This is a genomic window from Sphingorhabdus sp. M41, assembly GCF_001586275.1.
Lineage (GTDB): Bacteria > Pseudomonadota > Alphaproteobacteria > Sphingomonadales > Sphingomonadaceae > Parasphingorhabdus.
This window is the reverse complement of record NZ_CP014545.1, coordinates 1,675,015-1,701,792: the sequence shown is the minus strand read 5'-3', so window position 1 is coordinate 1,701,792 and position 26,778 is coordinate 1,675,015. Positions and strand designations below refer to the sequence as shown.

General features: G+C 54.6%; 18 protein-coding genes, 1 tRNA gene and 1 pseudogene. 4 read left to right on the top strand and 16 right to left on the bottom strand.

What is annotated here, in order from left to right; all coding sequences use genetic code 11:
* Positions 1-4 precede the first annotated feature (4 nt).
* The 11 genes and pseudogenes from mazG to AZE99_RS08040 all read right to left on the bottom strand — a co-directional run bounded on the left by mazG (position 5) and on the right by AZE99_RS08040 (position 9,431).
* Positions 5-760: a nucleoside triphosphate pyrophosphohydrolase gene (gene mazG / locus AZE99_RS08085; RefSeq protein ID WP_067199659.1), complete on the bottom strand. Its 756-nt coding sequence runs from the start codon at positions 758-760 to the stop codon at positions 5-7.
* A 53-nt stretch (positions 761-813) separates the two neighbouring features.
* On the bottom strand, positions 814-1,419 hold the full coding sequence (locus AZE99_RS08080; protein WP_067199656.1) for a retropepsin-like aspartic protease family protein: 606 nt from the start codon (positions 1,417-1,419) through the stop codon (positions 814-816).
* 3 nt (positions 1,420-1,422) lie between these two features.
* Positions 1,423-2,193: an MBL fold metallo-hydrolase gene (locus AZE99_RS08075; protein ID WP_067199654.1), complete on the bottom strand. Its 771-nt coding sequence runs from the start codon at positions 2,191-2,193 to the stop codon at positions 1,423-1,425.
* A gap of 2 nt (positions 2,194-2,195) precedes the next feature.
* Positions 2,196-2,972 (bottom strand): TatD family hydrolase, encoded by a 777-nt coding sequence (locus tag AZE99_RS08070; RefSeq protein WP_067199652.1) that lies wholly within the window; start codon positions 2,970-2,972, stop codon positions 2,196-2,198.
* A gap of 1 nt (position 2,973) precedes the next feature.
* Entirely contained in the window at positions 2,974-4,527 is a 1,554-nt protein-coding gene (metG, locus tag AZE99_RS08065; protein WP_067199649.1) for a methionine--tRNA ligase, read from the bottom strand.
* 48 nt (positions 4,528-4,575) lie between these two features.
* A complete protein-coding gene (locus AZE99_RS16395; RefSeq protein WP_231862568.1) occupies positions 4,576-5,043 on the bottom strand; it encodes a hypothetical protein in 468 nt (155 codons plus the stop codon).
* 39 nt (positions 5,044-5,082) lie between these two features.
* Positions 5,083-5,592 (bottom strand): annotated as a pseudogene (locus AZE99_RS16540) (DNA polymerase III subunit delta'); the annotation flags it as partial.
* Complete coding sequence (tmk, locus tag AZE99_RS08055; RefSeq protein WP_067199644.1) at positions 5,589-6,218, bottom strand: dTMP kinase; 630 nt, start codon at positions 6,216-6,218, stop codon at positions 5,589-5,591. The gene tmk and the pseudogene AZE99_RS16540, both read right to left, overlap by 4 nt.
* Positions 6,215-7,357 (bottom strand): D-alanyl-D-alanine carboxypeptidase family protein, encoded by a 1,143-nt coding sequence (locus AZE99_RS08050; RefSeq protein WP_067199642.1) that lies wholly within the window; start codon positions 7,355-7,357, stop codon positions 6,215-6,217. The genes tmk and AZE99_RS08050 overlap by 4 nt, the downstream gene beginning before the upstream one ends.
* Before the next feature lie 39 nt (positions 7,358-7,396).
* On the bottom strand, positions 7,397-8,416 hold the full coding sequence (locus tag AZE99_RS08045) for a septal ring lytic transglycosylase RlpA family protein (RefSeq protein ID WP_082788291.1): 1,020 nt from the start codon (positions 8,414-8,416) through the stop codon (positions 7,397-7,399).
* On the bottom strand, positions 8,400-9,431 hold the full coding sequence (locus AZE99_RS08040) for a lytic murein transglycosylase (RefSeq protein ID WP_067203437.1): 1,032 nt from the start codon (positions 9,429-9,431) through the stop codon (positions 8,400-8,402). Before AZE99_RS08040 ends, AZE99_RS08045 begins: the two co-directional genes overlap by 17 nt.
* Before the next feature lie 207 nt (positions 9,432-9,638).
* Here AZE99_RS08040 and AZE99_RS08035 point away from each other — a divergent pair.
* The 3 genes from AZE99_RS08035 to AZE99_RS08025 all read left to right on the top strand — a co-directional run bounded on the left by AZE99_RS08035 (position 9,639) and on the right by AZE99_RS08025 (position 11,713).
* Positions 9,639-9,728 (top strand) — tRNA-Ser (locus tag AZE99_RS08035).
* Between the two features lie 363 nt (positions 9,729-10,091).
* Complete coding sequence (locus AZE99_RS08030; RefSeq protein WP_067203435.1) at positions 10,092-10,901, top strand: helix-hairpin-helix domain-containing protein; 810 nt, start codon at positions 10,092-10,094, stop codon at positions 10,899-10,901.
* Positions 10,898-11,713 carry a trypsin-like peptidase domain-containing protein gene (locus AZE99_RS08025; protein ID WP_082788289.1) on the top strand — a complete coding sequence of 272 codons (816 nt, stop codon included), beginning with the start codon at positions 10,898-10,900 and terminating at the stop codon, positions 11,711-11,713. The genes AZE99_RS08030 and AZE99_RS08025 overlap by 4 nt, the downstream gene beginning before the upstream one ends.
* 251 nt (positions 11,714-11,964) lie before the next feature.
* Here the strand turns inward: AZE99_RS08025 and AZE99_RS08020 are convergent, their stop codons facing one another.
* Positions 11,965-12,474 carry an Hsp20/alpha crystallin family protein gene (locus AZE99_RS08020; protein ID WP_082788288.1) on the bottom strand — a complete coding sequence of 170 codons (510 nt, stop codon included), beginning with the start codon at positions 12,472-12,474 and terminating at the stop codon, positions 11,965-11,967.
* A gap of 359 nt (positions 12,475-12,833) precedes the next feature.
* On the opposite strand from AZE99_RS08020, the gene AZE99_RS08015 reads away from it, so the two are divergent.
* On the top strand, positions 12,834-13,586 hold the full coding sequence (locus AZE99_RS08015; protein WP_335339197.1) for a sulfite exporter TauE/SafE family protein: 753 nt from the start codon (positions 12,834-12,836) through the stop codon (positions 13,584-13,586).
* A 116-nt stretch (positions 13,587-13,702) separates the two neighbouring features.
* Here the strand turns inward: AZE99_RS08015 and AZE99_RS08010 are convergent, their stop codons facing one another.
* The 4 genes from AZE99_RS08010 to ppsA form a co-directional block, all read right to left on the bottom strand.
* A complete protein-coding gene (locus tag AZE99_RS08010) occupies positions 13,703-22,195 on the bottom strand; it encodes a GH36-type glycosyl hydrolase domain-containing protein (RefSeq protein ID WP_156472164.1) in 8,493 nt (2,830 codons plus the stop codon).
* Between the two features lie 3 nt (positions 22,196-22,198).
* Positions 22,199-23,299 (bottom strand): universal stress protein, encoded by a 1,101-nt coding sequence (locus AZE99_RS08005; protein WP_082788287.1) that lies wholly within the window; start codon positions 23,297-23,299, stop codon positions 22,199-22,201.
* 136 nt (positions 23,300-23,435) lie between these two features.
* Complete coding sequence (locus tag AZE99_RS08000) at positions 23,436-24,050, bottom strand: Crp/Fnr family transcriptional regulator (protein WP_197460152.1); 615 nt, start codon at positions 24,048-24,050, stop codon at positions 23,436-23,438.
* A gap of 126 nt (positions 24,051-24,176) precedes the next feature.
* Complete coding sequence (ppsA, locus tag AZE99_RS07995) at positions 24,177-26,627, bottom strand: phosphoenolpyruvate synthase (protein ID WP_067199629.1); 2,451 nt, start codon at positions 26,625-26,627, stop codon at positions 24,177-24,179.
* Positions 26,628-26,778 lie beyond the last annotated feature (151 nt).

The window sequence follows — 26,778 nt, the reverse complement described above, 5'->3', positions numbered from 1 at the left end:
ATGATCAGCCAGCTGCGAGGATTGCCTTGGCTTTTTGCCATTCCACTTCCAGTTCTTCGATCGTCATGTCCTGCATATCTTTGCCAAGATTGGATTCTATCTGGTTGAACCTTTTGGTGAATTTCGTTGTGGCATCGGTCAGGGCGCGTTCTGCATCGACCCTGTAGTGACGGGCCAGATTGACCGCAGAAAAGAGCAGATCGCCGATTTCCTCGTGCACCTGTTCGTCGCTAGTCGCGGCCGCGACCTCATCCAGTTCCTCGAGTAACTTGTCCTTCACCGGTTCCTTGTCGGGCCAGTCAAATCCAACGCGGGCAGCGCGTTTCTGAATTTTCTGAGCCCGCAATAAAGCGGGCAGGGCAAGCGCGACACCGTCGAGTGCGCTCGGCTGTCCGGATTGCTCGCGCTCGTCCGCCTTGATCTGCTCCCATCCCGGACTTTCGGCGGCCTCGCCAAAGATATGCGGATGCCGGCGGGTCATCTTGTCGCAGATCGACTGAACCACATCCTTGAATTCAAACTGCCTGGCATCAGCAGCAATCTGGCTGTGGAAGACAACCTGGAGCAGGAGATCGCCAAGTTCGTCTTTCAGCGCCACCATGTCATTACGTTCGATAGCGTCGGAAACTTCATAGGCTTCCTCGATCGTATAAGGTGCGATCGTCTGGAACGTCTGCACCTTGTCCCACTCGCAACCATTATTCGGATCGCGCAAGCGCCGCATGATTTCTAGCAGGGGGTCGATCAATTGCGCATCCATTCTGATCCATCAATAAGGTTGATAATATATATTATGTTAAACTAGATATCATTCTACAGGGCGGGTTCCAGCACCATCACACCACCCTCGACACGCCAGCTGTGCAAATTTGACAGAAAATTCATGCCAATCACATTGGACTCACCAAATTCCTCTGCAACCACAACCGCCAGATCCCGCGTTGAAACCGGGCCTATTCGCAGTGACTGAATTGTTCCACGCTGTGCCGAAACCGATCCATTGGCCGTAGTCAATACGACTGGAAACGGGCTGTCACTGATGTCGATGCCAGCGCGCTTTGCGGTTTCCAGCGTCATCGCCGTTGTCGTTGCGCCGCTGTCGATCAGGAACCGCACCGGTAGCGCGTTAACCTTTGCATCGACCCAGAAATGACCGTCTGCGGATTGTCGGATTCTGACCGTATCGCCAACCACAAGTTGTTCATTAGTCCCGGTAACTTCGCCAGATACCCGGTTCCAAACAGCCAATATTTCCTGTTGATAGGAAAATCCGACGATGAAGAGCGCGAATATAGCGACCCATGCCAATATGTTTCGCATGATTTCGCCGAACCCTATCTTCCGGGAAAATAATGCGCTCGCCACCAGCACCAGCGCGCCGACTGCAAATAGTAGATTGATATTTTGATCCTCGGTCACCGGTCAGATTTCTTTCACATAGCCATCATAGGCGGGCCGGATATGTTCCGGCAATATGGTGACAAGATGGTTATAGTCCATCGAATTGTCCATATGTGTTAACAGGCTCAACTTCGGTTGCACATCGCTGACAAGTTGCAGTGTCATCTCAAGATGCGCGTGGGTGGGATGCGGTTTATCGCGCAACGCATCCACGACTAGCAAATCACAATTACGATATAGGGCTCTCATGTCGTCCGTAACTTTACCAAAGTCGGTAGCATAAACGATAGATTTGCCTTGATGCTGGAAACGCAAGCCTGCCGATGTTATGCCACCATGCGGCTGATCAACGTGGCGAACGGAAATATCGCCAATTAGGACATCGCTATCCAGGGCAATTGGTTCACAAATTGATGGATAATATTTGTGGCCCTCAAATGCATAAGCAAAGCGCTGCTGCAGGCTGCGAAGCGCAAATGGCCGAGCATAGCCGGGTATCGGATTGCGCGTCTGCTGAAATACCGCGCGAAGGTCATCAATGCCGTGGCAATGATCGGCATGATCATGCGTCCAGATCACCGCATCAATATGATCTATGCCGTTGTCGAGAAACTGGTGCCGCAAATCCGGCGACGTATCAACCAATATACGGGTGGTCGCGCTTTCCACCAGGATGGATACCCGGCTTCTCCGGTTTTTTGGCTCGCTCGGGTCACAATCACCCCAGTCATTGCCGATACGGGGTACGCCCGCTGAAGTTCCGCATCCCAATATCGTGAGTTTCAAAGCCACATTCAGGGGCGCGCCTTGGAGAAAAGCCGATAGAAATTCTGACTGGTCGCCTCGCAAAGCTTCTCAAATTGTTCTCCCCGCAGTTCGGCCAGATAACGGGCGGTATCAGCAACGAACGCCGGCTCACCTGTTTTTCCGCGATGCGGAACCGGAGCCAAAAACGGCGCATCGGTTTCCACGAGAAGGCGGTCAGAAGGCAATTTCGCTGCCGTTTCCTGCAGATCCTTAGCATTTTTGAAAGTCACAATGCCAGAGATCGAAATATAAAGACCCAGTGCCAGGGCTTTTTGGGCAAAATCCTCGCTGGCGGTAAAACAGTGGATTACACCGGTATAGGCGCCCTGCTCCATTTCTTCGGCCATGATCTCGGCCGTATCGGCTTCGGCGTCGCGGGTATGAACGATGATCGGCAAACCCGTTTCGCGCGCGGCATGGATATGGGTGCGAAAACTCTGTTTCTGGCGTTCCCGATCGCTGTGATCATAATAATAGTCCAGCCCGGTTTCCCCAATTGCGACAACCCGGGGATGCGCAGCCTCCTCGACAAGTTTAACGAGGTCGACATCGGGATGAGCGTCGGCTTCGTGCGGATGAATACCGATACTCGCCCAGACGTCTTTTTCCCGTTCAGCCGTCGCTACGATATCTCGCCATTCGCTCTCGCGCGTCGAAATGTTTAGCATCGCGGTGACGCCGCTTTGACGTGCACGATCAAGCACCCCGCCCTGCTCTTCTACCAGGCCCTTGTAGTTCAGATGACAGTGGCTATCGACTAGCATATCAAGCCTCCGGATCCTCTGGCACCAATTCAAGACGCGGGAAAATCCCGTGGGGTGCCGGCAAGGCTAATCCCGGCTCGATGGTCGTGGCGAGATGTTCAAAATCCCGGACATCCGATGGCTGCGCCAGCAAATCGAGCATCCGATCACAGCTTTCCGGTATCGCCCACCGCAGCATGATCGCCAGACGGCGGATTGCTTCTGCAGTATAAAAAAGCACCGTATCAGCCCTTGCGGGATCGGTCTTGCGCAACGCCCAGGGCGCCTGGTCGGCAAAATATATATTGGTCGCGCTGAGCCGTTCGCGAATGCTATCAAGCGCGCTGTCGATCTTGAACGAGCCGCCGGTCATTGCTGCTTTTACATCTTCGAAACACTGATCCAGTTGGCTCAGTAATTGCTCTTCGGCTTCGGTCGGTTCTCCGGCTGATGGAATCTTGCCATCACAATTCTTGGCAATCATCGACAGGCTGCGCTGTGCCAGATTGCCGAAATTATTGGCAAGATCCGCGTTTGTCTTGGTAACAATGGCGTCGGCTGAATAGGTGCCATCCTTTCCAAAAACCACATCGGCGAGCAGGAAATAGCGCAATTGATCAACGCCAAAACGCTCCGCCAATGCCATCGGATCTACGACATTCCCGACAGACTTCGACATTTTCTCGCCGCGGTTTAACAGAAAACCGTGCCCAAAAACCTGTTTCGGCAACGGCAGTTTAGCACTCATCAGAAAAGCCGGCCAGTAAACGGCATGGAAGCGGACGATGTCCTTGCCAATCAGGTGCAAGTCCGCTGGCCAATATTTGGCGAACATTCCCTTGGTGTCCGGATAGCCCACGCCGGTCATATAGGTCGTCAAGGCATCTACCCAGACATACATGACATGACCCGGCGATCCCGGCACCGGAACGCCCCAGTCGAAGCTCGTCCGTGACACGCTGAGATCCCTCAGTCCACCTTCGACAAAGCGCATGACTTCGTTGCGGCGGCTTTCGGGCTGTATGAATTCAGGATGTTCCTGATATAGTTTCAGTAATAAATCCTGATATTTGGACAGTTTGAAGAACCATGTCTCTTCTGCCGTCCACTCGACCGGGGTGCCCTGAGGCGAGAGCTTCACGCCGCCCTCGCCTGTTTCGAGCTCGTCTTCTGCATAAAAAGCTTCGTCGCGCACCGAATACCAGCCCTCATAGCGATCCAGATAAAGATCGCCGTTGGCTTCCATTGCCTTCCACAGTGCCTTGCTGGCCTCATGATGCGCGGCTTCGCTGGTTCGTCGAAAACCGTCATGGCCTATATTAAGCTTGTTGCACATCTCCATGAAATATGAAGACATTTCGTCGGCAAGTTCGATTGTCGTCTTGCCTGCATCACGCGCGGTCTGGACCATTTTCAGTCCATGTTCGTCGGTTCCTGTGATCAGCCGGACATCTCGTCCGCTTAGCCGGTAAAATCTTGCAATGGCATCGGCGGCAATTGCCTCATAAGCATGGCCGATATGGGGTCGACCGTTTGGATAGCTTATCGCGGTGGTAATATAAAAGGGTTCAGACATGGCCAACTCTCTTGATGGATTGGCGGCGCTTGTAAACAGGCAAAATCTCTATTTTCTCAGCTTTGCCGGTGAGAGCTCCCCCATGAGACTTCCAAGTTGGAAGATTACGGCTTGATTATCCAGCGCCTTTGGAAGTGCGGCCGAGGCCAAGTCACTGGCTTTACGCCATTTTTCAATAGCGTGCAGTGAGCACATTGTCTCGGAGTCCTTGATCTGCTCCGCAATCAGACTGGGCGCCCGTTCCAGAAAGGCACGGTAGCGTGGCGTCGCGGCCTTCAAGGCCAGTTTTCGAGCCAATTCGCTCTTCAATCGATTATCCCTGTCACCGGATTTAATGATTTCGCGTGCGATCCTCTCCAGTTCCGCAAGACCCACTTCGACATATTGCAGCGCTCGTCCAGGCGAGCCTTCGCCCGCCAGAACCAAGGCCTCCAGATCGGCTTCATCCAATTTGGGTGCAGCCTTCTTCAGCACATTACGCATGTCATCATCGCAAAGCGGGTCGAAACGCAGCATTTGGCATCGCGAACGGATCGTCGGTAACAGCCTGTCCGGCATATGGCTGATCAAGAAGAAAATCGTATTTTTGGGCGGTTCCTCAAGGTTTTTCAATATGGCATTGGCACCTGCGCGCTCCAGATCATCGGCAGCATCGATGACGACTACGCGATATTCGGAAATAGAAGCCTGGTTTTGAAACAGCGGTTGCAGGGTACGTATCTGATCGACTTTTATATTGCGGGCCAGCTCATGCTCATCCAGCGAGTCCAGACCATTGTCGCGGGCCTTCTTTTCCTCTTTGTCGCCTTTTGGTCCGCGGCGGAGCAAGCGGAAATCCGGATGCGAGCCAGCGGCAAGAAGATGACCGGCTTCGTCGTCCTGCATCTCGGAAAACATGGTCGGTCGATTACGGGAATTGAGCAGAAAATGAGCGGCCTGTTGGGCAAACGATGCTTTGCCCAATCCCTTGTCTCCTGCCAAAATCCAGGCATGATGAAGCTTGTCCTTGGCAAAGGACTGGGAAAATATCTGTCGAGGCTTTTCGTGGCCGAAAAATGACGTCATGACATCAAGTCACTGAGATTTTGCAACAGCATTTCGGTGATGGCTTCAGCGGTTTGCGAAGCATCAACCAGCCGCACACGGTCTGGCTCATCAACGGCAAATTGCCTGAACTTGGCCATGACCGCCTGATGATAGGCGCTATCCCGTCCCCCAATCCGGTCGCTGTCGCCGCGATCTCTCGCCGCCGCTCTTCGCGACGCGACCGCTTCGGGCAAGTCCAGAATAAAAGTCCGGTCCGGCATCAGATTATTGCTTCCGACACGGTGCAGATCCTTGATTTCGGCGTCATCCAGTTGGCCGTTAACGCTTTGGTAGGCGCGGCTGCTGTCGATAAAACGATCGGTTATCACCCATTCCCCCCGCGACAGCGCAGGGCGGATCAACTTGGCACAATGCTCCGCGCGAGCCGCGGCGAACAGAAGGGCCTCGGTGCGAATATTCCACTTTTCCTCTGATCCGGTCAACAACAGCTCGCGGATGGTCTCCGCGCCTGGAGTGCCCCCGGGCTCCCGCGTCAGCCAAACTTTATGCCCGTTTATTTCCAGAGCATTTGCCAGCGCTTTGGCTTGAGTGGACTTCCCCGTCCCCTCCCCGCCTTCCAGACTGATTAATCGTCCCTGCGTCACGCCAGTCCGAGCAAAGATTTCAATCCGGCCCAGACACGACCAAAGAAGCCGGCTTCGCCAACATCCTCTCCAGCCACCAGAGCGACTGACTGCTGCCCGGCATCCGCTGTGCTGACGATCAATGTAGCGATTGGCTGGCCTTTGGAAATAGGAGCTTTGATCGGACCATCATAGGTCACTTTCATCGAAATTTTACCATCCGAAGCTTTTGGAATTGTTGCAAAAAGGTCCTTCGCTGCGACGAGCGATACAGTCGAACTGTCCCCCAGTTGCACTTCTGCATTCTGGATTAGGGTTCCCTTGTCGAAAAGTTTCTTGGCCTCCCAGGCGTTGAATCCCCAGTTCATGAATTTGACCGATTGCTCGACACGACCGCCGTAACTATCAAGCCCTGCGAGCACCGATACCAGGCGCCGACCCTTCTGTTCAGCCGAGCCGGTAAAACCATAGCCTGCTTCTTCGGTGTGGCCGGTTTTCAGACCATCCGATCCAGCCACTTTGCCCATCAAGGGATTACGGTTCGATTGCTTGATTCCATTCCAGGCGAATTCATCCTGGCCATAGAAACTGTCATATAATTTGGGGAAGTTGTTCACGGTAGCGGCGCCCAAACTGGCCAAATCACGCGCGGTCACCATGGTCCGGCCTTCATCCGGCCAGCCATTGCTATTGCCAAAGCGACTTTTCGACATGCCCAGTTCTTTGGCCCGCTTATTCATCAGATCGACAAAAGCCTCTTCGGTTCCGGCAATCCCTTCGGCCAGCACAACACAGGCGTCATTGCCCGACAGGGTCACGATGCCGTGGAGCAAATCGCTTACACTGACCAGATCACCTACTCCGAGGAACATGGTGGAGCCTTGATTATTCCACTTTTTCCATGTCTCCTCATTGACGCGAAACTTGTCATCCAGCTTGAGCTTGCCCTTGTTGATCAGGTCAAACGCGACATAGACGGTCATCATTTTTGCCATTGAAGCCGGTGGAATTTGCTTGTCTGCATTTTTCTGGAACAGCACCGCTCCCGATGACAAGTCGGTCATATAGGCGATGGGAGCATCGGTATCAAAATTGGGGGCAGCAACCACCATTGATGATAAGGCGACAGACGGCAGCGATGCCAGAAGATATTTTTTCATTTAGGCCAAGATTCCCGATCAATATTTAGCGACTCAAAACTATTTGTCCGCCCGCAGAATGCGAGCTCCGCTATAGCCGCGCTGCTGCGCCTGTGCCAGCCCTGCTTGCGCGTCTTTCTCGTTGGAAAAGGGTCCGTATCGCACGCGCCAAATCGAGCGCGTACCGTCCGGCATGACCTTGGCGCCGATTTTCTTGGCCAGAATATCCGCCCGCGATTTTTCGCTGAACGCCGCGACCTGCACGGCATATGATCCGGCCACAGCACCAACATAATTATCTCCGACACTATTTTCTGCCGAAACGGGCCGTCGCGCACCTTCCACGATGAAGCGGCCATCGCGCGTCCCACTGGCAGCTAAAGGCTTGGAGGGATTGGAAGTACCGCTAGCGGAAGGAATATTGGTTACTGCCGCATCTCGCCTGACCGGGGCCGCCGGTCGCGGCAACTTCGCCAGGTTCTTCCGCAAAATCGATAGCAGCGAATCCGGCGTCTCTATGCGTTCAGTCGCCGGCGCGCCCATGCGGAGCACGGCACGCTCCTGCTCATTAGGATTGACTTTGCGGACCCGAACGCCGGAGACGCCGTCGCGATCAATCCCAAGCTGCTTTGCCGCTCCGTGCGACAGGTCTATCAGCCGATCGTTGGCAAAAGGACCACGATCATTGACCCGAACCAATATCGTCCGCCCCGTATCCAGAGCGGTAACTTCAACATAAGTAGGAAGCGGCAGCGTCTTGTGTGCGGCTGAAATGCCCTGCGGATAGAAAGCTTCCCCATTGGCCGTGGGATTGCCGGACAGTTCTTCCCCGTACCAGCTTGCATAGCCCACTTCGTCATAGCTTTGGACATCTTCAGGAGTATAGGTAGTTCCCCCCACTTTATAAGGATCGCCAATTTTTTGTGGATAGTCGGAGACGGCGGCTGTCCCTGCTGACTGGCCTGCGCCGCCAGCCGGTGGCACCCCATCCGGAAATTGGCCGAAGTCACGCGTTCCACTGCACCCGGCCAAGGCAAGAGTAGCCGTCGACAAAATTCCAAGTTTAACTGCGTATTTCATCCGCCAATAACCCCACTGCTAGCCCGTAAAAATTCGAACAATTATAATCCAATATGACCCGGTAATTACCAGTCAGCAAATAGGCTCTGTTCCCGGGCCCGTCTGGCTCGAGCAGAGTTGCCATCATATCACTATCCAGACTTTTCCCGGTCGCCGGAACCACGCCGATTGCGCGCCATTCCGCCATGCTTTTCCACTGGCTATGGCGACCGAACACACGCGGACAGCGTGTCGGTACTATCTTGCTTGCGATCGCCGTGCGGTCGAGCGAAGATGGCACATTGACGGCAATGCCCCAGGGCTCGTCTCGGCGCCAACCGGAGTTGACAAAATAATTGGCAATCGAAGCGACCGCGTCATATTCGCTGTTCCAGATATCGGCATATCCGTCACCGCTGCCGTCCTTTGCCAGTCGCAGATAAACGGAAGGCAGAAACTGCGGCATACCCATCGCCCCTGCCCAGCTGCCCTTGAGGGCGGACTGGGGCACACCCTTGTCGATAAGCTTCAGCACGGCGAGCAACTCAGGCTCAAAAAGCGAGCGACGCCGCCCTTCATAAGCGAGGGTCGCCAGCGATCGGGGAATGTCGAAATCCCCCATATATGAACCATAATTTGTTTCTTTGCCGTAGATCGCCATGATAATCGGACCAGGCACGCCGGTTTCGCGCTCTACGTCGATCAGCTTGGCAATCAGGCGTCGATAAGCGGCCTTACCATTATCAATCCGCACCGCCGTTATATGTCGCCGCTGATAGGGAGCAAAAGGCGGTATTGCACTGTCCATGCTGCCGCCCGGCTGAGACTGATCCAGCTCTATCACTCGGGGGTTATAGGTTAAACCCGGAAGAACCTGATCCAGCGTCTCGGCCCTCACCCCGTCTTGCAGAGCTTTCTGGCGCACTTGCTGAAGATAGGATTCAAAGCTGGAGCCTGCTTGTGCTTTGGCGTCTTGCATCGGCGTTGCAGTGCTGATGCTGAAAAGTGCAAGAGCGCTGCAGGCGATAGCGGTCATGATACGCATGATTACTTCCCTTCGTACTTCGTTGTCGCACAAAGCGAGTCGAAGGGGAATCCCTAAATAACCCAAAGAAGCAACTGCTTGCCCCGAAAGCGGTGATCTGCCGAAATTTTCATTCGAGGTTCGAACCATCAACAAAATGTTTTGCGCTTTCAAATCGAGAACGCTAGGACGCGTGCGACCCGGCCTTATTGGCTATGCGGACAGGTGGCAGAGTGGTCGAATGCAGCGGTCTTGAAAACCGCCGAGGGTGCAAGCTCTCCGTGGGTTCGAATCCCACCCTGTCCGCCAGGTCGCCTCCCCCACATTAGCTTGATGCTCGCCATGCTAGTTTTTTTGCTGCCGAGCTTTTGGCGAATGCCGCCAATGACGCACGCTTGCATTTGGACAAGCAGGTAAGCCTGCTTCCGATCTGCCCATCTCATTTCGATCCTACAACTGACGTGTCTTGAATAGCTAGGACCTAGCGATTTCGAAATTCTCGACATGATCGCGGACTTTGCGCTGGAAGGTAGGTAAATTCTCGTATGGCGCGCTTCATCCCATTGGCTTAATTTTATTTCACGCTTCCATGAAAATCACAATTGGGGTTCGGCAAATATGACCGCAATTCAGCCGTCTCATTCAAGAGAACAATCGCATGCAGCCAATGCTATGGTTGGCTTGGCTCTGCGAGAAGCTGCCGCCTTGCTGAAGGCGCAAGATGCCAGTCCGTTTCGCAGCCTTGCCTATTCGAGAGCAGCCGCCACTATCGAAAATCTGGACGAGGATATTGCCGCAATTGCCACCGGCGGAATGGAAGCGCTTGATGCAATACCGAATATTGGCACAGGCATCGGCGCAGCTATCCTTGAACTTGTATCGACCGGACGGTGGTCACAACTAGACCGACTTCGCGGAGGGTTGGAGCCGGAAGCCACATTCCGGACTATCCCCGGCATCGGGCCAAAGCTTGCCCATCTGATTCACGAGCATCTTAACGTCGATACGCTAGAAGCACTGGAAAGTGCAGCCTACGATGGCCGGTTGGAAAAAGTACCGGGCATCGGCGCTCGAAGACTGTCGATCATTCGCAATGCCCTCACCGAGATTCTTTCGCGGCGTCGCGCTGGCAGGCGCTATCACCAGGACCAGTCAATGCCGCCGGTCGATATGTTGCTCGACGTCGACCAGGAATATCGCGCCAAGGCAGAAGCAGGAAAATTGCGCCAGATTGCCCCGCGTCGCTTCAATCCAACTGGCGCGTCCTGGCTGCCCATCCTGCATACAGAGCGGGGACTCTGGCATTTTACCGCCCTCTACTCCAACACCGCCCGCGCTCACGATCTCGGTCGGACCAATGATTGGGTAATCATATTCTTCAGTAGCGACCACCAGCCCGAAGGCCAATGCACGGTTGTTACGGAAACTTCAGGACGCAACAAAGGAAAGCGGGCAGTGCGTGGCCGAGAGAATGAGCAATGACGCCGGCACAATATTCGGTGGTTGCGCTTATTTCTGTCTCAGCCGGATTGCTCGGGCTGGCGGCGCTGTTCCCGGATCAGACCCCACCTTCGGCTCAGACCAATGCATTATCAAGTTCGACAGCGACAGAATCCGTTTCACACCAGAGCCTAAGCTTCGCCCCTCTGGTGGCACGGGTATCCCCTGCGGTGGTCAATATTGCGGTGGTCCATCCGTCTCCCTATCTGCAAAATCCGTTACTGCGCGATCCCTATTTCCGTCGCTTTTTTGGTGTTTCCAAAGGAGCGCTTGAACCCCGGCTGTCTGCGGGGTCAGGCGTGATCATAAATGCTGCGAAAGGGCTGGTTGTCACTAATTTCCATGTTGTTGACGAAGGACTGTTGGTCGTCGTCATTCTGGAAGACCGGCGCCAATTCGAGGCCAGTCTGGTTGCCTCCAACCCCGAAGCAGACATCGCGATATTGCAAATTCCTGCTGAAAAACTGAGAGCTGTTCCGCTCGCTGTTTCGGATTCGGCAAAAGTCGGAGACTATGTTCTGGCAATCGGAAATCCCTTTGGTCTCGGCCAGACGGTAACCGCCGGGATTGTCAGCGCGCTCGGTCGCGGCCTGACCCCCGAACGCGGCGTCGGACTGATCCAGACCGATGCGCCGATTAATCCGGGAAACTCGGGAGGGCCATTGATCAACATGCGCGGCGAGATAATCGGCATCAACGTCGCGATCTTGACGCCAGTGCAGGCAAATGTCGGAATCGGATTTGCGGTTCCCGCTTCGGCAATAGGCGAATTAGTAAAGTCGGTAGAAGACTGAGCAAACACGGCCGTCAAAGCTCAGAACCTTTGTCGGCGAGTGCCATGCGAAACATAATCGGTATAGAAACTGTTCTCAGAACTGCCCTGAATTAAACCAATTTGCGCAAGCGCTCCAGCATTGGCCACCTTTGGGCAGCGTTAGGCAAGTCTGTTCCGGCAAATTGCAGGCCACCTGTCCTCTCTTCGTGCATCCGGGGGGATTGCAGCAGTCGGAAGTGGACAAAGCGGCCTGCTGTCGGCTCGAACTGTTTAGCTTGTCTGGATTGGAATCTTTCTTTCCTTTTGGCGCGCTTCGGCGCTTTTCGGAATATGAACGGTGAGAAGCCCATCTTTGGTATCGGCACTGATTTTTTCGTGATCAATGCCATTGGGCAATTTGATCGCTCGTTCGAAGCTGCCATAGTGCCGCTCGGAAAACATGAAGCTTTCGCCTTCTTCTTCATGGCTTTCCGATTTCTCGCCGGATATCCGCAGCATTCCGTCTGACAGCTTGATCTCGATATCTTCGCTGCTCATACCAGGCACTTCTGCCACCAACTGATATTCATCCTTTTTGTCACGCAGTTCGACCACAGGATCGGCAGTTTCATACATTTTCTGCATCAGCCGCGAACCGAAACTATTGCCCGGTGTCTCGTCGAACATACGGTCAAATTCATCCCGTATCCGCGAGAGGGGCTCCCAAATGTTATTCGTCCGCACAGGCACGCTGGTGGAGCGGGAGACTGTCTTACTCGACGTTGTGTTTTTCTCTACCATATTGAAATTCCTCTATTTCTCGAAGCATGTCTCAAATCGGATTTTCAGAGACATTTTAAATTACAAAATGACTGGCGTGGCCGAAACCCGGTGTGTTCCTTATGTAATATTGCGTAATATCCTTTTGGGATCTGGATCAGCTACTCTCGGTTGCTTGTCGCAAATTGTCGAAATTGAGAGGGATAACCCGCTGCCAATTTCCATGTTGTTGACAAATGCTTGTCGAAAGTCTTGTTGCTGCAGGCTGAGGAGGCGTAAAACCGCTGTATCCACAACTGGCGACTGCATGGCATTCTGCAGAAATTGATCTTGTCGCAGGCAGGTTCTTTGTACTGGAATTCGCAATGCCGGAAATCAGCTTGGCAGACATTATAGCGTTGTTGCCCTATCTTTTGATCGGCTTTCTTGCGCAAGCGGTGGATGGCGCTCTCGGCATGGCTTTCGGGGTCATTGTCAATAGCATTCTCGTCGGGTTCATGGGCATGTCGCCGGCATTGGCCTCGACGCATGTCCATGTCGTCAAATGCTTCACTTCCGCCGCATCAGGCATCAGTCACCACCTGGTTGGCAATATCGACTTCCAGCTGTTCCGCCGGCTTCTCTTTCCGGGCCTCCTCGGCGGTATATTGGGCGCGTTTCTGCTCAGCTATGTCCAAGGCAGGATCGTCCATTCATTCGTCCTTGGATATCTATTGCTGACCGGCCTCTGGCTGCTGATAAAAAGCCTCTGGTCCTCGCCCGAAATCCGGCGGCCAAGGTTCGTGTCGATTGTTGGCGGCCTTGGCGGGTTTCTCGATGCGATTGGCGGAGGCGGCTGGGGGCCAGTGGTCACCTCAAACCTGCTGGTTCAGGGGGCGGAGCCGCGCAAAGTCGTGGGAACAGTCAACAGCGTAGAGTTTTTCATCACGGTAATGATTTCGACAATATTTATCGCCCATTTTGGTTTCGAAAATTTTGTTGGACCGGTCGTCAGCCTGCTGATTGGCGGGATCATCGCCGCACCGCTCGGTGCAATCGCGGCAAAATATTTTCAACCCAGACTAATGTTTTTCCTGGTGGGCATTGTCCTGACCAGCATTAGCGCATTCGCCATTCTGCAGATGATATTATGATCCGCAATGCTGTTGCTCCGGCTTGAACGTTTCTGTTCAGAAGCTGAAAACCAATTGCACCGCATCGGTCTCCTGAGGAACGGATACTCCAGCCGGTCGGAAATGGTCCAACAGCGTCAAAGGATCCTCACTATAACTTCCTTCTGTCTACGGTCTCGCGGAAATGAGACCTCCAGACTGTTTTGCACCATTCCGTCAACGACAATTTCCATTGCAATATCCTGACCATCTTTTCGGCGCTCTACAGTTAGGTTGATGGTGCCTCTTGGCTGGCGATAAACCGAAGAATAGCCGCTCCACTGGTCGGGTAAGGAAGGATTGATGACAAGCTTTCCATTGCGCAATTTCATCCCGAGTATTTCTTCTACCCCCAATCGCCATGTCCATGCTGCTGCACCTGTGTACCAGGTCCACCCACCCCTTCCGCCATGGGTCTCTCCACCGGCAATGTCTGCGGCGACTGCATAAGGTTCCACCCGGTATTTTTCGGCTTGCTCGGGATTTTTGGCCCGCTTGAGCGGACTGAGCATATTGAATATCTGCATCGCGCGATCGGCCTGGCCTGATCGCGCGAAAGCCATGCCGAGCCATGTTGCTGCATGAGAATATTGTCCGCCGTTTTCCCGGATCCCAGGCGGATAGGCCCTGATATATCCGGGATCCCGCGCTGTTTTTTCAAAGGGAGGCCATAGCAAGCGGGCGATCTTGTCCTTGTCATTTACCAGTTCTCGCCATGCCGCCTCCAGCGCGCGCTCTGTCCGCACGGCATCAGCTCCGGCAAACAGGGCCCATGACTGGGAAATGGAATCGATCCGGCATTCCCTATTGTCAGACGATCCCCAGGGATGGCCTTCATCATCGAAAGCACGGCGATACCACTCGCCATCCCAGCCCGATTCTTCCACATGGCCAAGCTGATCATGTGCACGCTGGGCCCAGATGTCGGCAATCCGGGAATGGCCCGTTCGATAAGCCAGCCTTGAAAAAGCGCTGGCAGTAACGATAGCAAACCACGCCAGCCAGATACTCTCGCCCTGCCCTTTCCGTCCTACCCGGTCCATGCCATCGTTCCAGTCTCCCGCGCCGATCAGCGGCAGATTGTGACGTCCGTTGGTCAGTCCTTTTTCCAGCGCCCGCTGACAATGATCGAGCAACGTCTGACCAATCACGGTGGTTTCGAAACCGGCATAACGGTCTTCCTCGTCGGGCGAGAGAGGCGGCGCGTGAAGAAACGGAATTTCTTCCTGCAAGATCGTTTCATCACCCGTAACCTCGACATAATGGCACACAGCGTAAGGCAGCCACAGCAGATCGTCGGAGCAGCGGGTGCGGACGCCCTTGTCAGACGGCGGGTGCCACCAGTGGAGCACATCCCCCTCCTCAAACTGGTGCGCGGAACAGTCGAGAATATGCGCACGGACACGAGCCGGATCATTGTGCAGGAAGGCCATCACATCCTGTAGCTGGTCGCGATATCCGATCGCTCCGCTCGCCTGATAAAATCCGGCCCGCGCCATGATCCGCGATGCCATGGACTGATAAAGCAGCCAGCGATTGACCATGACATCAAATGCCGGATCGGGCGTATGCACCTCGACCGCTCCGAGCAATTCATCCCAATATTGTGTCAATTTCTCAAACGCCGGACCGATAGCCCCAGAAGTTTTCCATTTGGTGATCAATGACCTGGCATGGGCATCGTCTGTGCCCTGCCCCAGCAGAAAACATACTTCCGCAGTTCCGCCCGGTTCCAGATCAAGATGTACCTGATAGACTCCGCATGGATCACTGCCCGCCTTTGCCAGTCCCTCCAGTCCCCATCGACGGAGACCCGCCGGGTTTTCGAAACCTTCCTCCCGGCCCAGAAACTCCTGACGACTGGTGGTGAAGCCGTGCAGCGGCTGATTCGCTGTCAGAAATGTCGTGCGCTCGGCAAAATCCGGGTTCCACCTGTTATGCGCGATAATCGCTTCATATTCGGGTTCATAAGAACAGACCACCGTTGGCCGCGACACGCTGCGCAGAGACCCCAGCAACCAGTCTACATAATATGTGGCCGTGATCCGGCGATGCCGCTTTGTGTGGTTGGTCAGGCGGATGCGGATGATCTTGACCGGGTCGTCCACGGGTACAAAGACACGCAGGTCCTGCTCGATCCCGTGCGATATCTTTCGCCAGTCGGTGTAACCGGCACCATGGCGGATCCGGCAATCAGCCTCGCGCCCGGCGGGGCCCGGCGTAGGCGTCCAAATCTCCGCTGTCTCTTCATCGCGGAGATAGAGAATCTCGGAGGGCTCGTCCATGACGGCATCATTGGTCCAGGGTGATATCCGGTTTTCCCCGCTATTGCGCGCCCAAGTAAAGCCGCCACCCGCTTCCGTAACAACGCAACCGAATCCGTCATTGGCAAGTATATTCACCCATGGGGCCGGGGTTGTCTGTTTGGGTCCGAGGTGGATTACATATTCACGACCGTCCGGTTCAAAACCGCCAATGCCATTGTCAAATAGCAGCTTGTCGGGTCGAACCAGCACCGGGACCCCGGCATCTTCGATCGGCGTGCTGGCAGGTTCGAAATGTGGCAGCTCCGGCGGAAGTCTAAACGCCTTTGACAGCTGTTCGCTCAGACTGCCTTGACCATCCTCGATAATCACTCTCGAGACCGCTTCGACCAGCCGCACCTGATCCGGCCCAATCTGATCGGCAAAGAGCAGGTGAATACCCCCATTCCGGCCGAGCATCCATTGCGCATTCACGTCCTGCAGAAGATCCATCAGATCGTCGCGAACTGGTTCGACATATCCTGATGCAACCGACTGAAGAATGACCAGGTCAACTTCCAGTCCCTGTCTGCGCCATAGTTGATGGGCTCGAACCAAATCCGGCAATATCGAGTCGGGCAATTCACGTGTTCGAAGCATGAGAATTGGATAATCGCCAGACAGGGCCATTCCCCAAAGATTGGGCTGCCCCAAACGGTTGTTCTGAATTTTCACCGGTTCTGCGCGCAAATTACCGTGCGGATATACCAGCAGAGATCCCAGTGCCTGAAATTCCTGCTCCTGCTGTGGCTTGACACCCAGCTTGTCGGTTTCCCGCGCCGCTGCCGATGCAGCGTCATTGATGGCCCAGTCGATCGAAGGCAAAGTTGCATATCGTTCGGCAATTTCAAGCGCAGCTTCACGCGAAATGGCTGCGACCGTGACGAAGCAGAGTTCCTTATGTTCATATGGCTCGAGCTGGCATTTGGCCTGCAACGCCATTATCGGATCCAGTGTCCAGCCTGTTGTATTCGTCAGACCATTTTGGACACCCGCTGGTTGCTGCAATGTCCCATTGCGGCCCAGGAATTTTCGCCGATCCGCCTCATGACTCGCCAGCGTCAGTTGCTCGTCTCCACAGACGATGAAATGCAGCAATACCGGAGGCGCGTCATTCGGATTTCGTGGTCGCCGGGTAAACAGCTGACCGCCGATCGCCGGGATAAATTCACACCCGACAAACAGCTTGCTGAAGGCGGGGTGTCGCTCATCATCGAGCGGAGGTGCGAGCACGACTTCGCCGTAGCTGGTGAAGGACAGACTGCGCGATCGGTCGCTCAGATTGCCGATTGCCAGTCGGCGAATCTCGATATCATCGCCCGCTGCGACGACAGCTTCCATACGCACGCTGATATCATGATCGCGGCGATGAAATTCAGCCATATGGCTATGGAACGTGACTTCATATTGATCCGGATTTTTACCGGTTGGCTGCCGGGTGGCAGACCAGAGAAGATCATCCTCTTCGTCGCGGATATATATCCATACTCCATTTGCGTCCCGTACGGGGTCCGGCACAAAGCGGGTCAACGCCTTGTGTCGCCATTGCAGGCCTCCCCCACCTGCGGTCGAGATCGACGATGAAAGGCTGCCGTTGCCAAGCAATTGCGCTTGCGGACTGCTGCTATGAAGCGGTGGGTCCCATTTTTGCGCTTTAGGAGCGGTGCCTGCCCGGCGGCTCGACAAATCGATGCTTTCGATCCGCTCCACTTCGGAGGGCAGTTCCTGGGGAACCCTTTCATTCAGAAGCAACGAAACCGCATTGACCCGCGCATCCTCTGAAAAGCGCCTCACCAATATGTCATCACACAGGCTATTGCCGATAGCGCACATGATCATGCCCTGGTGATGAGCCATATAGGCATTAACCGGCGTGACCTTACTACCGGACTCCAGCCGTTCCGGCGTATAATCGACGGCTTCCAGCATCCCGTAAAGGCCTGAGAAGCCGAGCTTGTCCAATAATCTTAAATTGTCCGCAGCCTCGGATGGCAGGACCTGAAGGGCGAGAGCCGATGCATAAGGCGCGATCACCATGTCTTTCGCCAGGCCTCGACGCAGTCCAAGCCCGGGAACGCCAAAAGCCTGATATTGATAACGATGTTCCGGGTCTCGGGCTGAATAGGCAGATTCCGATACGCCCCACGGCAGTCCTTCATCCCGACCATGTTTCCGGTGCATCTGCACCGCAACTTTCTCGCTCTCGCTGAGCAATGTTTGCGGCCCGCTCTGCATCAACAGTCGCGGCATAAGATATTCGAACATGGAGCCGTTCCAGGAGACCAGCGCCAGTCCGCTGTCGCTGCGCATGACCGGCCGGCCCAGATGGAACCAGTGTTCCAAAGCTACTTCCTGGTGGGCAATGGCGAGGTAACTGGCGAGCCTGGCTTCGCTGGCGAGCAGGTCATAATAATGGGGGTCCAGCCGGTCCGCGCTGACATTATAGCCGATATGGAACAGGCGGCGATCTCGATCATAATAAGGCGCGAACTCCATCCTTTCTGCATATTTTTCCGTTTTCCTGGCGAGTTTCGCAAGAATCTGGACCAATTTGGCGCGATTCTTTCGGCCGACTTCCACGGCATCGGCTAGAGACTGGAGCCATGGCTCCTGATTTTGGCAATCCGCTCTGGATTTTTCAATCGTAAGCGATACCTCGTTGAAATAGAGATCACTGCCCGCTTGGCTGAGTAACTCGGCGACATGACTGTGCAATTGCCGAAATTCTTGCGGCGCTTTCTCCAGTACCAACCAAGGTGCCAACCGTTCAATATCGTGGATCATGGTCAGCAGTTGATGACGAAGTCGGTCCAGCCAAGTGTGAAGTTCGCGAAGATTTCTGGTGCTAATAATGTCCGGCTGCGCAGCCACATTTGCGATCATATCCTGAATCACCTGCAATTGGTTTTCCAGAATGAAATTCAACTTACCATGCCATTGCAACGGGTCGGTAGCGATGTCATCAAAGCTGCTTTGCAGCAAAGCAACTTCTGATCGCAGATCGTCATGCTTTTTCGGAATGCCTTCCAACGCTTCGCAAAGCAGGCGCACCACGTCTTCCAATCCGTGCCAGCGTTGCGCTTCGATCGCAGGCGCTTCTGTAATTTCCTCAAGCAGGGATTTATAGGCAATCAGACAGCCGGCAAGGTTGCCGCTATCGACCACCGACACATAGCGCGGTTCCAGCGGGTGAAGACTGAGTGTGTCGTACCAGTTGAGGAAATGGCCCCGATGCGTTTCCAACCTGTCCAGACTGGCGAATAAATTGCTCGTCCGAGCGGCAAGCTCTTCACCCCCCAGATAGCCAAAGTCCCATGCGCTGGCTGTCGAAAGCATCATCATCCCAATATTGGTCGGAGATGTACGATGAGCGGTTTCCGGATAGGGATCCCCCTGATAATTGTCCGGTGGGAGCCAGTTATCCTGTGGACCGGCGAAACTTTCAAAATAGAGCCATGTCCGGCGTGCCAGACTTCGCAGGAAAAGCCGGTCCCCTGCGTCCAATGGCCTGACAGGTCTGTGGCGGGGACGGTTGAGCAGCAGCGTGATCTCCGGAGCGACAAACCAGAGCATCAGGAGTGGCAAGGCCGCTGGTAGTGATGCGGGCTTCAAAATGAATGTGCCGACCCCAAGCGCCAAAGCCGCGACGGGCCCGGCCCACATTTGCCGCCAGATTCCGATTCGGGAACGACCATTTCTGTGTCTCTCCGATTCATGTGCGGCGGTGATCCATTGCAACATATTCCGTCGGGATATGAGGCTACGCCAAAGTGTAACTACAATCGCATGCGTAGCTATGGTCGCTTCGAACGGGAGATAGGCAATCGCCAGAAACCAGCGTCCTGCCTGGTCGGCAAGCTGGGCGAACAGGCCGCGCACAGCGCCCCGTCGACGTCCTTGCGCCAATCCGGTTACCAGATCGGTGAATATCTGCCCGCCATGCGCGAATATGGCCAGCAGCGTCCAGAACCATGGATTCCCGGGGAGCAACAGCCAACCGATGATCAGCATCAGCAACAAGGCCGGGGCTACTAGGCTTCGGCGCAGATTGTCTATGACCATCCATTTACTGAGGACCGAGAGTCCATTTCGACGACGCCGTCCATCGGCATCGCGAATGCGTCGGCGAAGCCAGGGCAATAATTGCCAATCGCCACGAATCCAACGATGCCAGCGCTTGACATATTCAAGATAGGTACCGGGAAAGCCCTCATAAAGCACAATGTCGGAAGCGAGAGCGACGCCACCGAGCGCTCCTTCAAGCAAGTCATGACTCAAAATGGAATTCTCGGCAACCCGTCCATCAATGCAGCGATGGAAGGCAGCAACATCATAAATGCCCTTGCCGACAAAAATCCCGGTGCCGAACAGGTCCTGATATACATTGGACACTGCCCGACTGTAGATATCGATCGCCGTGTCGCCAGCAAAAAACCGGGTAAAGAAAGTCCTGCTAACGCCTTGCGGTGCCATTTCAACCCGCGGCTGAAGGATCGAATAGCCGGTAACAATCTCACCGGTATCGGGATCAAACCGGGCAATATTCTGGGGGTGGGCAAGAGCACCCGCAAGCTTCCTTACCGAGCCGGTCGGCAATATTGTGTCGGCATCTACCGTTACCACAAATCGAATGTCGGACAGCGCCGGGCGGTTTCCTTCGTGGATGGAAAAACCGCTGTCATCATCGTCCACCAGCAGCCGGTTAAACTGCTCCAGCTTTCCCCTCTTTCTCTCCCATGCCATCCAGCAATGTTCGGCCTGATTATACCGCCGCGAACGGAGCAGCAGGTGAAACGGACCGACCCCCTTCTTTCCATGCCGCTTGTTGAGCGCCTGGATTTGTTCGATGAGCTGCCGGGTAATTTCATCGTCAACGGTCATATGCTCGGTTGGCGCATCTGCCAGATCAGCAAGCAGGGCTAATTGAAGATATCTGTCGCTGTTGGACAGCCAATGCGCTTCGATCTGCTGGATGAGATCCGCTATCTCGTCCGGCTTTCCGATCAGGACCGGCATCACCGCGATCGTTTTGCAGTCTGCGGGCAGACCGTCCGAAAAATCCAGCTTTGGCAATATCTTGGGCGGAACGACCAGCGTCACGAGCCGCTGTACGAGAGAAATTGAAAGAATTGAGGCGGGAAGAAGCATGACCAGCAACGAGCCGGCCCATTCTATGGTGGTAGCTGTGACAAACCATAAATAGAGGGCGGGAATAATGAATGCTCCGATCCAGAACGAAAGCAGCGCAAAGAAATAGAAAAGTCCGGCGTGATCAAAGACGGCGCGCCTGAGCCTCCGGCCAAGGGGTAGTTTCAGTCCCTGGAGCTGTTCAAATTGCCGTCGACCTTTCCCGATCAGCCAATAGCCGACATGATCCTGCTGCTGGTCGGAGGTGGCCGCGGCAGCCTGTTTCACGACCCGGGCAGCGATATCGGCTTCGCTCATCTCCGAATAGGAGGAGAGAGTTTCAATGGCGCGACGATACCGATCCCGCGTTTCGAAATCCATCCGCGCATAATATTTGGCCGGGTCTTTGCTTAATATGCTCTCGACACGGCTGGTCTGATCAAAAAAATCCTCCCAGGATATTGAAGCGACAAGGGACAGATTGGCTATCGATCGGGCCACTCGTTCGGTGTCATCAAGCGAGCGGCGCGCAACGGCAAGATCGGTGGGAGCGAATGGCTGTTTTATTGGACCTTGCAGAATAGTGGTGAGGGACGAAACCAGAATTTCCAGACAGGCTATTCTCAACATCGTCGGGAAAGCCCACAGCTCGGCTATGGTTAGAGGGCTGCTTCGCTGATACGCGCGCACAAACTGGACAGTGGCAGGCAAGGTAATCTGTAAATGCGTGGCCTTTAGCAGTGCGTGTGCCAGCACAAAAACGCGCGGATATCTTGAATTGGTTTCACAGTCCACCGCCGGCAATTTTGCGTAGAAGCTTTGCGGAAGATCTTCCTTGATCTGGCGAATTGCCCGATAGACCTGATAGTCATTATCCAGCAGCCACTCGGCGGCCTTGCCCGCTTCTGTCGGAGCATTTGCGCATGATTTGCGCGCCCGTGTTAACCAGTCGCCACTATCATCAATATGAAGCCAGGCTGGAATAGGATCTGCCGGGATATCCGATAATTTCTCTTGGTTGCACAGGTCAGCAGCAGCCTTTTGGAGAATATTCGGTTCACCTGTATCGCTGTTTTCCGAAGCCGCGCGATCAATAGCGACAGCTTTCGGGTCTTTCGCGCCGCTACCGGAATTGAGACTGTGGGCGGAACCGTCCTTCACGGCTTAATGTGCCGACTCCCAGAACATTCTCGGCCCGTAATGATGTTCGGTCATTTTCAGATGATCGACCGGCTGTGACATTTTCTGGCGGATAAGAAGCAGAGGCAGCCTCGTATGAGCAGCGATATGTCTCGCGACATTGCCGCATGGCATATCATGAATTGAACCCTTCCCTCTCGCCGACATTACGATCAGATCGGCTCGTTGATATTCCGCAATGAGGAGCAAACGCTCGCGGACGTCGCCTTCGTTCTCTATAATGGCGCGCACTGCTATCCCACCGCTGGCCAATCGGCGTTGCAGACGGTCGAGATAGGCTCGCGCGTTCTGCTCATTAAATTGCTCGAGTTTCGTCGTAAATTCACTGGCTTCGGCATCGTGCAGGCCCGTCACCATGATTTCGGGCCTTGGTATCACATGGGTCAGAAGCAGTTCTGCTCCATGTTTGCGCGCGATGCGGACCGCAAATGGTAGAACACTCTCCGCACGGCATGATCCGTCCAGAGGAACGGCAAGGCGCCGGTAGCAAATCTCATCCTTCTCCTGGCCACCAGGCGGAACCAAAAGGAGAGATGCTGCACTGTTGTCCAATACCATCTGCGCTGTCCTGCCCAATGCAAGGTCATGACCCGAATTTTTCGATGCGCTATGCTCCAACCCGCAGCGGGTTGCCAAGGCAATCAGATTGTCGGCATTTTCGCTCGCCCAGCGCGAGATTTCCTCGCTGGCTATGCCATTGAGCAGGAGCCGGTCCTTCTCAATAAAAGGACTGTTGTCCGATTTCAGAATCCGCGACAGATAATCCCGCGCTTCCCGTACCTTGATCTGCCATTCAATCGGATCGCTGGGACTGACTCCTGATTCACCGCCTTGTAAAACATGGGCAAGTCTCACCGGGATATCCAGACCGGAGGCAACAGCCTTGGTATGACGGAATACAAATGAGGCATCGGGCGAATTGTCCATACACGCAACCGCGCTCCGGAACGTCGCTAAACTGGGTATCCTCTTATGCTCGATAATATCCAAAGAGGCCTTTTCCCGGCGAAACTTCGGTTGGTTTCTGGCGACAGGCGGTTCAACCGTCGAGGACTTCGACTGCATTTTCTGGATCCTTCTAACTTAATAGCGATCCCCCCATTCCTACATAGCGATTCGGTGCCTTTCACATATTGACCCTGATCAATTTAACGCGAATTTTTCCATAAGAAATCTGCCGTTTGAAAGCTAATCGCACGCATCACAGAAACGGCCCGTTGGCCGCTTCATTCAGTCGTTCCTGATTGCGTATCTTGACCAATTTACCCTCCCCGCTACGGCCCATGGCTTCTATGATTCCATCGTCGCGAAATTTTTTCATGGTCCGGCTACAGGTTTCAGGCGCTATTGCCAGATACGTGGCAATATCCCTTTGGGTCATCGAAAGATCGATTATGACTTCATCATCGCCGGTATTTTTGGAACGCTGTGAAATCTGCTTCAGCAAAAAGGCCGCCAGCTTCGACATCGGACTTTGCAGCGAGAGAACTGCGATATGATCCTGCAACATTTTATTCTGGGCATCAAACCATCGCAGAAGCTTTTCGCGCGCCGGACGGCTCTGCAACAATTGTTCGTAAAATGTCTTCCAGCGAACCGGACGCAATCGAGTCATAGTTAAAGTTTCTGCGGCATAGTGATTTTCCTCACCTCCGGTCAGACCGACAGTTTCTCCCGAGGACGGAAAACCGACAATGATTTGCCGACCGTCTTCGGTAACCTGAGACAGTTTCAGTGTTCCGCTTATGATCTCGAACAGGCACTCCGGTTTACCGCCTTGCCGGATGACTGTTTGGCCGGCTGCGACATTATACACCGTCCGATCATGAGCATCATTTGACCAATGACAAATATTTGTTGAGCTTTCGGTCAACTCATCAAAGAGCATTATTTGCTGGAGGAAAACCGGATCGGCTCTTGGTTTCTTCGCCATATCGCTCATTCATGCGCTCGTTTTCGAAGGGCGTTTGATCCCGGTTGGCGGCTTTGCCTTCTTGTCTGGTTTCTGCTTCGCGGCAAGCCGCTGCATCACACCAAGCACGCTGTCAGGGCTGAGGCTTATGCTGTCGATTTTTCGGGCGACCAGCCAATCGGCAAAACCCGGGCGATCAGAAGGCGCCTGCCCGCAAATGCCGCATTTCACACCATTGCGATGCGCGCCTGCAATGGCCTGCTCAATCATGGCCAGAACCGCAGGGTCTTCCTCGTCAAAATCGCCCGCCAGAATTTCTGAATCCCGGTCCACTCCAAGCACGAGTTGAGTCAGGTCATTGGAGCCAATCGAAAAGCCGTCAAATAGAGCTGCAAACGCGTTGATCGAAATGACATTACTGGGAATTTCACACATGATGTATATTTCAAGGCCATTCCTGCCACGTTCGAGACCGTTTTCCGCCATCACTGCCAGAACCTGCTTGGCCTCGTCGATCCTCCGGCAAAATGGTATCATGACGACGACATTGGCAAGGCCCATATCATCCCGAACACGCTTCAAGGCCTCACATTCCAGTGCAAAGGCGGCTTGATAGGCGGGATGGATATAGCGGGACGCGCCGCGAAACCCGATCATCGGGTTGTTTTCCGGTTCTTCAAAATCATGTCCACCGAGCAGGGAGGCATATTCATTCGATTTGAAATCCGATGTCCGGACGATGACCGGACGGGGATAGAAGGCTGCCGCGATGGTCGCGATCCCCTCGGCGAGGCGCGATACAAAATAGTCTGCACCGCTTGCATAACCGGAGGTCAGAATATCAATCTGTTTCCGAATGCGCTGGCTTCGGATGCGTTCGGGAGAAAGCAAGGCGATCGGATGGGCCTTGATTTCGTTGGCAATGATAAATTCGCAGCGCGCAAGACCGACACCCGCCACCGGCAAAGCGGCGACGCGGAAGGCTGCGCCCGGATCGGCAATATTGACCATCAGATCGGTTTCGGGCCGCTCCAGCTTGCCGATATCAACCGTATCGACGGAAAAGGGAATGATCCCGTCCAGCACCCTTCCCGTCATCCCTTGCGAACAGTCGACCGTGACTTCCTGCCCCGGGATCAACAGCTGCCGCGCGTTCGCGGCCCCGACGATTACCGGAATGCCCAGTTCCCGGGCCACGATAGCGGCATGGCAGGTTCGTCCTCCATGTTCAGTTATGATCGCCGATGCCCTTTTCATCGCCGGTTCCCAATCGGGCGTGGTGGCTGTGGCCACCAATATATCGCCCGACCGGACCGTTTCCAGTTCATCGCTGTCCATCACCAGCCGCACCGGCCCGCTGCCGATCCGATCGCCGACAGCCTGACCCTCGACAATCACTTTGCCATCACCGGTCATTTTATATTGCGTCAAAAGACCGACATCGGCGGACGCATGAATGGTTTCAGGACGGGCCTGCAGGATATAAAGTGCGCCATCGGGTCCGTCCTTGGCCCATTCGATATCCATCGGCGTCGGGCGCCTGTGTCTCTCGCTATAATGGGTTTCAATCACCACGGACTGTCTGGCGAGTTCGATGATTTCGGGGTCGGTCAGGCAAGGTTTCAGCTGATCCGAACGCCGCACATTGCGCCAGACCGTTGGCTCGTCAGCCTTGGCCGCAGCATAGATGAGCTTGGCTTTCTTGCTGCCGATCCGGCGCCTTAGAACATATTCGTGGCCGAGTTTCAGGGTCGGTTTGTGGACAAGAAACTCGTCCGGGTCGGCGATCCCCTGAACAATCGCCTCCCCCAGGCCCCAAAGGCCGGTTATCATCACGACGTCACGGTTTCCGCTTTCGGTATCCAGCGTGAAGATCACTCCGGAAGAAGCTTTGTCAGCCCGGATCATCCGCTGAATGCCAACCGACAAAGCCACATCCTTGTGATCAAATCCCTTGTTAATCCGGTAGGAGATGGCGCGCTGGGTGAACAGCGAAGCGAAGCACTGACGGACGGAATCGATCAAATTCTGGGCGCCGTGAATATTAAGATATGTCTCGTGCTGGCCGGCAAAGGATGCGCCGGGCAGATCCTCGGCGGTGGCGCTGCTGCGCACCGCTACCGCAACATTGCGGCCGTGATCCTGACAGAGCTTTTGATATGCCTGCCGGATTTCCGCATCAAGGCCCGGCGGCAGTTTTGCCGTCGCGACCATTTCCCGCAGCTGCGCAGACATTCGCGCTCCGGCGTTCAGGTCTGACCAGTCCGTATTTTCGAGTATCTCGTCCATCCTGGGCCATAGCTGATTGCTCTCCAGAAGATCCCGATAGGCCACAGCAGTGATGGCGAAGCCCTCGGGTACCTTGATCACGGCGGGCAGAACGCCAGCCAGTTCCCCCAACGAAGCATTTTTGCCACCAACAAGCGGCAGGTCGTCAAGCGTTACGGTGCCAAGCCAGCGAACATAGTTATTCTCGGACATATGCATCTCCAGAACAATCCCCCCGGCACCCCCGAACGTCACGGAATTGATTTTGCAAGTTGATCATGATCAACCTTTTGCCGTCTGGCACCAATCATGAACCGCTGTCTTTACGTAATGTTTCGGAGCGCTGGGAAGAGCGGGACCGGAA